At 51.0% G+C, this 10,556-nt stretch carries 6 protein-coding genes; all 6 read right to left on the reverse strand.

Annotation, left to right across the window (positions count from 1 at the left end; translation table 11 throughout):
• Positions 1-715: 715 nt before the first annotated feature.
• Positions 716-2,197, reverse strand: a complete 1,482-nt coding sequence (gene tnpC / locus FS806_RS23990) for an IS66 family transposase (protein WP_144941736.1) — start codon at positions 2,195-2,197, stop codon at positions 716-718.
• 546 nt (positions 2,198-2,743) lie between these two features.
• Complete coding sequence (locus FS806_RS23995; protein WP_144941738.1) at positions 2,744-4,171, reverse strand: extracellular solute-binding protein; 1,428 nt, start codon at positions 4,169-4,171, stop codon at positions 2,744-2,746.
• Positions 4,172-4,245: 74 nt separating this feature from the next.
• Positions 4,246-6,081 (reverse strand): oxidoreductase, encoded by a 1,836-nt coding sequence (locus tag FS806_RS24000; RefSeq protein WP_144941740.1) that lies wholly within the window; start codon positions 6,079-6,081, stop codon positions 4,246-4,248.
• A 117-nt stretch (positions 6,082-6,198) separates the two neighbouring features.
• Complete coding sequence (locus FS806_RS24005) at positions 6,199-7,779, reverse strand: extracellular solute-binding protein (protein WP_260982240.1); 1,581 nt, start codon at positions 7,777-7,779, stop codon at positions 6,199-6,201.
• A 106-nt stretch (positions 7,780-7,885) separates the two neighbouring features.
• Positions 7,886-8,764 (reverse strand): carbohydrate ABC transporter permease, encoded by an 879-nt coding sequence (locus tag FS806_RS24010; protein WP_144941742.1) that lies wholly within the window; start codon positions 8,762-8,764, stop codon positions 7,886-7,888.
• A gap of 108 nt (positions 8,765-8,872) precedes the next feature.
• Positions 8,873-9,832, reverse strand: a complete 960-nt coding sequence (locus tag FS806_RS24015) for an ABC transporter permease (protein ID WP_144941744.1) — start codon at positions 9,830-9,832, stop codon at positions 8,873-8,875.
• Positions 9,833-10,556: the final 724 nt, after the last annotated feature.

Below are 10,556 nucleotides of genomic sequence, written 5' to 3' on the forward strand. Positions count from 1 at the left end.
ACGTGGTTGGCGTCTTTCCAAGCAGGGTTCACACCTGCTACCTCACTCGACCTAGGCTTGGTCGCTCCAAAAGTGCAGGTCTTCGGAACGATTTTAGCCAAAATCAGCAAAAGACGTGCAATTGTGCAGGTAAATTAATATCCCTGAGTAGCAGGGAGAAACGGCTGCCGGCACGCATTACAGAGAAAGCAGACAGAACCAGAGCAGATCGCGCTTGCTTGCTGGCGTTTGCCGGCGTCGTTGTATGCGAAATGGCACTTCTACCTTGAAAATCCATCTATTTTTCACCATCTGATGGTGCCGCGCCAGAGGCATGGGGGACTAACTGTATTTTAGAGGCTGTCGATTTAATGTGGAAAAGGTGTTCAACTGGATGATTGTAATAGTAAAAGCAAAATTGTGTAGCATCAATGAAACTGGTAATGGATAAAAGCGTAAACGTAACGGAACTGGGATACCTTATTTCGTCAAAATAGGAAGTTTTTGTAGACTAACGGAACCAGACGCGCTTATTTCTTAGAATTCTCCTACTTTCGCGATCATTTCTTGGGAATAAGGTCATCTGGTTCCGTTAAAATGACCGAAAGGCCTTTTTGGAGCGATTAAGGTCATCTGGTTCCGTTAAAACCAAACCGTGCAGGTTTCCATGATCATAATCGTACACCATTAATCGACAGCCTCTGAAATCCATTAAGGTTTCAATTTTCGTTACTACTTAGGTACCCTGAGGGAAAGCAAAGTTGCCTTGGAGAATTGCAAAGAGTGAAGGAAGGACAGGAAGGCCTTGTTTGCGCAACGTTGAAATAAATCCATGGGCTCGCGCGAATTGATGCGCACCCTCCCAAGTACGGAATGAGCCGGAGACTTTTTGTTTCACTTTGGTCATACGTAGGTCCCGTTCAGCTTGGTTATTGTCAAACGGCACGCGGGCATCGTAAAGAAACCGCAGTATGGATTCCTTGTGCATCTGGAATCTTTCACCCAAATTGGCGGCTGGGCTTTTGCATTTTCGGCCTCGTGTTCCTGTTTTCGGGCGGACCTTTCCTTGGTGCCACTCGGATTCGCCTCGCTGCAGAATCGTATCATAGAGGCGTTCGATCCGCCGGATGGTATCCGGTTCCAAGGGGCGGTCTTGAGCTCTAGCTTCCTTAACCAAATTCCAGCTGGCTAATAGCAACCGGAGCATGTGTGCCGCCCATCGTTGGTGGTCATTCTGGATGATCCCGATGCATTCTCGCATTAAATGGACACCGCATAGTGCGTGAATAAATCGGTATATCTCTTTGAAATAGGATGAATGGCAATCATGAACCACGATGCCTGGATAATGGAGAAGGATTCCGACTTCGCTGAAGGCTTTGAAACCGCGCTTTTCATGCACATTTAGAAGGGTCCATTCAGGTGTGCTGTGAGTATGAAGCCAATTTGTTTTTCCTTCTACGCGACACCCGGTCTCATCGGCATGAAGAACAGGCGACTCGGCGATACGCTTGCGAATGAAGGATTCTACCGTACTTAACTTAGAATGCATCCGACGCATGAAGGAAAGCAGCGTACCTTCACTCAAATATTGATTCGTCAAGTCGGCGAAGAGCTCCCGGATGCGTTCCAGAGGAATCATGTGGCGCGCATTCAGATAGACAGTCCATGCCGAAAAGCCTTTGCCATACTGGACGGGTGCCGTCACGTCGGCGGGAAACGATGCTTGCGTGACGCGGTTGCAACAGGAACACCGCCATTGTTCAGCGCGGAGCTCGGTGATCTCCAATTTCGGGACGGGTAGATCGAATACTTGACGCTTCTCATAACCGACGAATGTCGCGTCCTGCAGGGAGGAACAGCAGTGTTCGCATGCCTTTCCCACCGGCAGGGTAACAATATGATCTGGGTGTACCGCTTGATGCAAGGTATGTCCCGGGTGACCCTTGGGCGCTCCCTTTTTGCCGCCGGATTTGCGCAGATTGACGGGCGGCTTACGGAGTCCGTCACTTGAAGGCGGTTTACTGCTGTTATTGCTATTCTGGCCGAGCTGGCGCTCTAGTTCATGAATACGTTTCTCCAATGTTTCAATTCGCCGAGCTTGAGCGGCTACGGTTTCCGTCAGTTTTAAGTTAAGAGCAAGAAGGGCATTGAATTTCGCTGCAATTTCCTCGTCACCTTTGCAAATATCTAAGACTTGTTGCGGCGTTAGTTCCACATTCGTAGCTCCTTCATTTTTCTTTTAGTATTTAGTAGTTCGATACAAACCATATTCTTCCTTCCATAAACAAAAGAAAATTAAAGAGGCCCCCAGTGGGGACCTAAGTAGTAACCAATTTTCACACTAATGAAGGTAGCGTCAAGAAGTTTGTGTAAGATGGGTATCCATCGGGACGATGGATACGAAATATTTTTATGTTTAAGCTCGGTGGAGGAGGTAGCCCAAGCGAAGGCGCGGGAAGCGGCTTTTTATTCTACTTCCGGGCCATCATCCGGATAACATTCCTCAAACAGATAAACTGAAGCACGATTTTCAGGCAGTGCCAATAAAAATTGACGCCATGCAAATTAGAGGTGATTTAAAATTTGGTGTATCATAAACCTATTTTTTGTGTGGAGTGGTTGGTTGACACTCCATTTTGCCAAACAAAGGGATGTTTTTCTGTCAAGAACCTATTATTTTTTGGGATTTTCCTTTATCTACAAGGAATCCCCGTCAATCTGAGTCTGTGAAAGTTGAGTTTATAAAAAAAAGCCGCCCATATCATACAAGCGGCTGTTCCTTCGGTCTTCGGTTAAACTTCGATTCGATTCTCGAGCATGCCTCCGCGGGCTTCTCCATTCCGGCCCACAGCAGATTGAGCTCATCGAAGAGCAAGCGGATCTGGCTTTGGCCAAGCCCCAAGCTCTTCAGCGGGCGGGCATAGGGAAGCACGTCCAGATAACGATTATAATGCCGGGGATGAATCGCCGGATCAAGCAGCTTATCGTCCTCCGCCACCGATCTTAGTACCGGAACCGTGCATCCGTACTGCTTGATCATCGTCTGCGCTTCCAGGCCGGTCATATAATCGACCAGCTTCTGGCTTAGCTTGGTATGCTCGGATTGAGAGCTGACCGCAAGTCCTCCGCCAAGCAGCAGAGTGGCCTCCTCGCGTTGTTTCGGTAGAGGAAGCACGTCCCATTCTATCGAAAGATTGCGAAACTCGTTCATGAAATAGTAGGTTGTCATGATCATCGCGACCTTCTCCTTCTTGAACAGGCTTTCCGCCAGGTGACTGCTTCCATGAGAGTAAATAGGAGATACTCTGTGCTCGTACATAAGAGAGGTACAGAAGCTCAAAGCCTCGATATTCTCCGGCTTGGACAAGACACTCCGTCCCTGCTCCATCAGCTCTCCGCCGTTCTGCAGCAGAAAGACGGGCCAACGGTTCATCGAAGAAGAGAAGCAGAACCCGTACTCCTCCACCATACCGTCCTTCCGGGCAGAACGCGTGCACTTCCGGGCGATCTCCAACAGATCGTTCCAGTCCTTGATCTGCGCATCCTCCATTCCATTCTCCCGGAATATTGAACGATTATAGCAGATGACTACCGGCGAGAATATGAAAGGAGCTGCCAGCATACGCCCCCCATCCGTGAAGATTTCGAAAATCTCGGGGTAACTGCTTGCTTGCGGATCCAAGTGCTTGGGGACATACCCGGTCAGATACTCGGTCTTGCCCACATCTATCCATTCGCGCACATGCTGATCCGAGATCATGAACACATCCGGACCGGCGCCCTGTTCCGTCAAACGTATGATGGAGTCTGTATATTCATCCTCAGGAAGAAGCATCAGCTCGACCTTGATCATCGGATGCCGCTCCTCGAATGCCGCGATAATGCGTCGAACAATCTCAATCTCGTACGAATTCGAAAACCATGCGAGTCTTAATTGGATAGGGGACTGTTCATAGGAGGGCCTCGTTACGCGATTCCCTTTGCCCGGTATCTTCTCTATCAAGCCATCCTGGACAAGCTCGGCCAGAGCCTTCCGAATGGACATTCGGCTCATTTCGTATTTCTCGCTCAGGGTGCCCTCCGGCAGAATATATTCCCCCGGTGCCAATTCCCCGCTCACTATTTCGTCTCTTAGCTCTCGAAGAAACCGATCATATCTCTCTTGAAAGTTATTCCTTCTACGCAGCATAGTTTACCGCTCCTAGTCAATGTCGCTTCATTCTAGTATATCATGGCCTTTCTATCATTTCCAATTTATGCTTTTCAAATTATGCAATATCGCCATAGCTCGCTGCTGCAGCCGAAGTACAGCTTCCCATTAATATAAGCTAATCCGCTGGTCGCCTTCCGCGGGGTGTCGGCCAGCCTAACGGGCTCACAGGTGCCGGGATCGACCCGGAACAGCGCTCCGCTTAATAATCCGAATATAACGGTTTGGCCTCCTTGCCTTGCTGTAATAAGCCCCTGTCTAACTACCCCTCCCCAACTCGACAAGTCTAAGCGCTGCAGCAGACGTTCCTCACGAGGATCAAAGACGAAATAAAGCGAATCGGAGGTCAAGCCGTGGATGAAATCCCGGGAGTCACAGGCAAGCAGCGAGATTTCCCGAGCTTCAGGAAGTATCGTCCAACGGCGAACGACCTTGCGCTCCTGCCAGCTCAGACGATACAGGACCGCTTCCCGAGCCGCCGGCTCGGCACCTCCCGGCGTTTCGATGCTGGTGCCGCCGATAATATCTCCCGTGCTCAGGCAGGCCAGGCCAAGCGTGCTCTGAAACGGCACAATCTGATCATGAGGATACACGGTGACTGTTCCGCTGGGCACATGCACGATTCCCAGCCCTCCCCCTACTGCGCCATATCCGGGAAAACCGCCGTAGAGAATATGCTGCCCGTCCGGATGGGCCGCTGCACAGCGCGGACGGTGAATCCTGTCGTCAAAATATACGAGCCTTGGATTTCTTCCGCCATCCCGCTCCAAACCCGGGTTCTCACGGGTATCCAGCATATGAACCCTGCCCCCGGCATATGCCGCTCCAAGCAAATACGGACCTTGCGCCGCATAGGCGCAAATATTGCCTCCCCCGCCCTCTTCGACCACCTTGCCGCCGAAATTGACCAGCTCGTCTTCTCGCGGATCATAGCGATAGAGATGCAGCGGATGGTTGGAGGTGCCATAGAGCCGATTGTCCGGCCCTTGGGTCATAGGGGATAGACTGGTGCCCCAGCCTTCATAATGAAGAGGCCAAACCGTCGTGCTCCCGTCGGCTTCCTCCATGGTCAGCTCGCTGTCCGCCAGCTGCCAGGAGATGATTGTCCGTCCGCCGGACAAATGACCGTACAGCTTCTGATATCCGCTGCCCCGATAAACGGAGGGAGCGACATCCGCAGCCTTCACAGGGACCGCCTCGCCGCCCAGCAGCCGGAACCAGCGGGTCTGCGCTTCCTGACCCTCACCCGCCAGAGGCAGGCTTGCATACACCTCCCCGTCGGTTCCCCGGTGAACCTGGCCGCTCCCCGCCACATCGTCCCCGGAGATCAGCCACTCCGCCAGTATGCCGGTATCGGGATGATAAGCGCTAATGCCGGCTTGCTGCGTACCGATGCCTGCATAGAGCCAGCCCTGACGGTCGGCGGCCAGAGACATCGCGTATTTTTGCCCGTTGCTCAAGCGGCCTATCCGTTCGCATTCTTCTGTATCCGGGTTCACCTTTATCAGTTTGCAGCCCGGATAAGTGGTCGCATATACAGTGCCTTCCTCCGTCTCAGCAAAGGCGAAGCCGAGAATTTCCTCCTCCGGCACCTGTTCACCCTTCGTCCACCAGACGAATTCGGCCGTGAACGGGTCCAGCACCATCAGCATGCGGCCGGCTCCGGTATAATATCGGCCGGCCTTGTCGCTTATGGATGCGAACGGATAATCGACCCAGCCTTCGGGAAAAGGAAGCTGCCGGCAATCCCCGGTATCGGGATGGACGATCAGCACATATCCGCGTGCGGCAATAACGACGCGCTCCTCACCCTCGGCGTTGCGGCATACCGCCGCCGAACGGGTCTCATCCGCGCGAACCGGCGTGCCTATACATTCAAAGCGTCCCATTTCTTCTCACCTCTGCCCATAAATATTAATTCCCAGCAATCAGTAAGAGGGGCAATAGCTGCCCCTCCCCCAGGAATTTATCAACGGATTATCGCCAATCAATATGGGTTGGCGACTTTATTTCCAAACTCTTTCACTATAACCCCGTTCTTTGATTCCGGCGTTGACTTCCTTAATAATATCGGCTCCGCCGCGCTGCAAGTACTCAGCCACCAGCGCGTCCCAATCGGAAATCGGACGCTGGCCGACAATCATCTTCGTCTGCTCGTTCATCATAAAGGTAAGCAGCTCCGTACCCTTCAGATTATCCGTTTCTGACTGAATGCCGTAATTCGGCGGGAAATATCTCTTCATTTCCTTATTCAGGGCCATCAGGTCCTTGGTCACCTGAATTAGTTTCGGCTCGGTGTAAGCCTTGTCAAATTCGGGGTCCACACCGTCCGGAATCCAGTTCGTATTATCCTGGAAGTAAGCGGCGGGCTCCCAGCCCTCGGCAGATTTCAGCATCACCCGTTTGCCGTTCTCCATTTTGTAGCCAACATTCTCCCCTCCGTAGAACCAATCAAAATCGGCATTGGAGGCGCCCTGCTCGGAAGAAGGATAGAAGGCTCTGGAGAAATCATGCATCTCCAATATTTTCGCCAGCTTGTCGGGATCCTTGGCCAGCTTGGCGCTCAAAGCGTTGAAGCGGGCGTATCCCGTCCCTGCTGTAAAGCCCTGGCTTCCGTCGGGTGCTTCAAATGGCGGAAGAACGGCGAATTCAGCCTCCGGGTTGATTTGCAGCAGGCCTTCCATATAAGCCTGGGACATTCCGCGAGGGGCGACCAGGAAAATTCCCGCTTTCCCCTTGTAAAATTCGTCATTCGTATCGGCCCAGTTCAGCACGGCGAAATCACTGGTTATGGCCTTCTCTTTGTACAGGTCGTGCATGAATTGAATAATTTCCTTGCGTCCCTCGGACATAATTCCGGGAATAAAATTACCTTGCTCGTCTTTATGATACCATGTATTGAACTGCCAGTAAGGCCCCATCGCAAAATCCGGGTTGATGTTCTGCCCTATGGCCAATCCGTAGGTGTCGTCCTTCCCGTTCTTATTCGGATCGTTCTTCGTGAACGCGATAGCTACTTCTTTAAGCTCCTCGTAGCTGGTCGGGATCTCCAGCCCCAAATTATCGAGCCAGTCTTTGCGAATCATGAAGGAATTGCCTTCCAGAGGAGCCCAGGACGGAATCCCGTATATTTTGCCGTCGATTCTGAACTGGTCCCATACTTCCTTGGGAACCGCTTTAAGCGATTCATATTTGTCGATGTAATCATCCAGCGGAAGGAAAGCTTTCTGGCCCGCCCATTTTTGAAACAGGGCCATATCATTCGGCCGGAACCCGATCATATCCGGAATATCTCCCCCCGATACGATGGCTGTCAGCTTTTCCACATAGTTTTCCTGCGGGACCTTGTCTACCTTGTAATCGACATTGAAGCGTTCGTTAAGCTTCTTCTGCCCTTCTCCATTGCCTGGCGGCGGATTTCCGTAGATGTAGGTGATCCCTGTAATTTGATGCTTCTTCTCCACCTTGGCTTCCGGCTGGGCCGTTTTCTCCGGATCCGTCCCCGTGCCCGATCCCGATCCCGAGCTGCAAGCGGTCACCGTCAGCATGAATGCCGCGGCCAGAATAAACGATTTACTGTGCTTCATATGAAAACCTCCCCTTTTCATTGTCCAAGCAGTACTCTTCGATTTTCTTTCTCAAATTGCTACCGATCCCTTGTGCGGAATATCGCTGCGGCTCGCCATACGGCTTCTACCCTTTGACCGAGCCGAGCATCACCCCCTTGGCAAAATGCTTCTGCAGAAACGGATAGACAATCAGGATAGGCAGCGTAGCGACAAGGATCGCAGCCATCTGAATGGTAACCGGCGGCGGCGGATTTTCCAGCATCATCATCACTTCCGCTCCTAGCGCGGCCGTAGGCTCATTGACAATGACGATTTGCCGCAGAATGACCTGTATCGGCCATTTCGAAGGATTATTCAGATACAGAATACCGGCGAAATAGGTATTCCAGTGGGTTACGGCATAGAACAATCCGAAGGCGGCCAAGGAAGGCTTGGACAGCGGCAGGATGATGGAATAGAACACCCTCAGCTCGTTGGCCCCGTCAATTAGCGCCGCTTCATTCAACTCAGTCGGTATGCTCAGGAAAAACTGCCGGATCACAATAAGGTTGAAGGAGCTTATCGCCCCTGGAATGATCAAGGCCCATAACGAATTGATCAGCCCGGTTGCTTTGACAACCAGATAAGTGGGAATCATCCCTGCCGAGAACAGAATGGTGAATACGACCATCATCAGAATCGTGCGCTGTCCCAGCGCATTGCGTGTGAGCGCATAAGCCATGGTCGCCGTAAAAAACAGATTCACGATCGTTCCCACTATCGTTACGTAAGCGGTTACAGTGAGGGAGCGTACAAAATTGTTCGATGCGAAAATCGTTTGATAAGCATCGGTGACCCATTCTCTCGGCCATAGAATAAGGTCTCTTTCCAATACATCCTTAAGGGATGAGAAGGAAACCGCGAAGATATGCAGGAAAGGAAATAACATCGATAAACCGATGACAGCAAGCAAAACGATATTGACGCCGTCGGCAAGCCTATCGGAAAAAGTACGTTTGATCATCACTTGAAGCCACCTTTTAAATAAACTGATCTCTTGAGAGCGGTAATATAAGGAACCTGTCGCGCCAACGGATCGGACGGCTCCTGCCTCCCCGTTCCTTTGTCACATTTAATACAGGCCGTCTTCACCGAAGCGCTTGGCGATCCGATTCGCCGCCATCACGAGGACCAATCCGACCAATCCTTTAAACATGCCGACGGCCGTAGCGAAGCTGACATCCCCCTGCTGAATCCCCTTGAAGTAAACATAGGTATCCAATACATTGCCCGTATCCATGTTGAACGGGTTCAGCATCAGGAAGATTTGTTCGAAGCCTGTATCCATAACGCTTCCCAACCGCAGAATGAACAGGATAACGATAACGCTGCGAATGGCCGGCAGAGTGACGTGCCAAATCTGTCTCCAGCGGCTGGCCCCGTCGATAACGGCCGCTTCATACAACTGGGGATTGACCCCCGCCAATGCGGCCAGGAAAATAATCGTGCTCCAGCCCGATTCCTTCCAAATAATCTGGGCGATGATGACAGGCTTGAACAAGGCCGGATCGGTCAAGAAAGGAATCTGGTTCCAATTCAAAGTATCCGTCAGGAATTTGTTAATCAGGCCTTCTCCGCGCAGGAACACGACAAAGATACCGACAACAACGACCCAGGATAAAAAGTGCGGCAGATACACCATGGATTGAATAATGCGTTTGTATGTTTCGTTGCGCAGTTCATTAAGCATCAGTGCCAGAATAATGGAAATTGGAAAAGCCATCAAAATCTGCAGTAAAGAAATGTTGATCGTGTTCCAGATGACGTTCACCACTTCTTTATCCGCGAAGATTCGCGAGAAGTTCTTGAACCCGATCCAATCATTCTCCCAAATGCTGGTGAACGGATTGAAATCCTGGAAGGCGATCACTAGCCCGGCCATCGGCACATACTTGTAGATGACGAAGTAAAGAACCCCCGGAAGCAGCAGCAAGTAAATATACCGTTCCCGCCACATTCTCCTTTTTAAGCCATTCCACCGTCCTGTGTTAGGCTGCCTGGTGTCCCGAGTTTGAACGGCTGTCTCATTCATACCAACAGTCTCCCCTTAATGATTTACAATTTTGGATTCGCTTTCAGCACACGGAACCACACAAATGCAAGAGTTCACCCCCTCGAATAATCGAGCGCCCGAGGAGCTACCCCCGGCTGATAACAGCATGAGCAGACATGAAGCTTTCTCCGGACGTTCGGCGATAACCGCTTGCCCCCATTTCTTTTCGTAGACAATTTAAAGCGCTTTAGTCTTTAGATATAGACAACTAAATTACAGGTACATATATCATATATTCTGTCATAATCAGTGTCAATCATTTTTATGTGAGCGCTGTCTTAAGCTTGTTGGGCTATGCGGTGTTAATTATGGATCATCGCCGAGTACCATCGTATTCTCCGCTAATTGCGCCGGTGGAAATATATGGAGGTCGGGTTAGCAGCCCCTGTCCTCTCAAAAACACAGCAGCTTATGGAGCAAAAGCGGGCGTTGAGGGACCTAATGAAGCTTTCGGGCAATCCAAGCTACCCGCAGGCGGTTCGCTTTATGCTCCGGAACTTTAAGCGGCGATTGTACACCTTTTTTAGCCGGAGACTGCCGCGATATTTGTACATCTCCTTGCAAAGTCGGAAAAGCGGCGATTGTACATCTTTTTAGCTATGTGCTGCCCCGCTTTGGAAAATTGATGGTCGAGTAGGCGGGGCCTTTCCTTCGAGGATTGTGCCCCTTACCCCTCACAGATCCGTACGTGCGCAATTAACGC

The sequence above is a fragment of the Paenibacillus sp. 32O-W genome (assembly GCF_007679495.1).
GTDB classification, from domain to species: domain Bacteria; phylum Bacillota; class Bacilli; order Paenibacillales; family NBRC-103111; genus Paenibacillus_L; species Paenibacillus_L residui.

What these genes read in the sequence shown, in the direction of transcription:
- FS806_RS23995 (WP_144941738.1), bottom strand. Translation starts at nt 4,171, where the DNA reads ATGCTGCGTAGAAGGAATAACTTTCAAGAGAGATATGATCGGTTTCTT.
- FS806_RS24000 (WP_144941740.1), bottom strand. Translation starts at nt 6,081, where the DNA reads ATGGGACGCTTTGAATGTATAGGCACGCCGGTTCGCGCGGATGAGACC.
- FS806_RS24005 (WP_260982240.1), bottom strand. Translation starts at nt 7,779, where the DNA reads ATGAAGCACAGTAAATCGTTTATTCTGGCCGCGGCATTCATGCTGACG.
- FS806_RS24010 (WP_144941742.1), bottom strand. Translation starts at nt 8,764, where the DNA reads ATGATCAAACGTACTTTTTCCGATAGGCTTGCCGACGGCGTCAATATC.
- FS806_RS24015 (WP_144941744.1), bottom strand. Translation starts at nt 9,832, where the DNA reads ATGAATGAGACAGCCGTTCAAACTCGGGACACCAGGCAGCCTAACACA.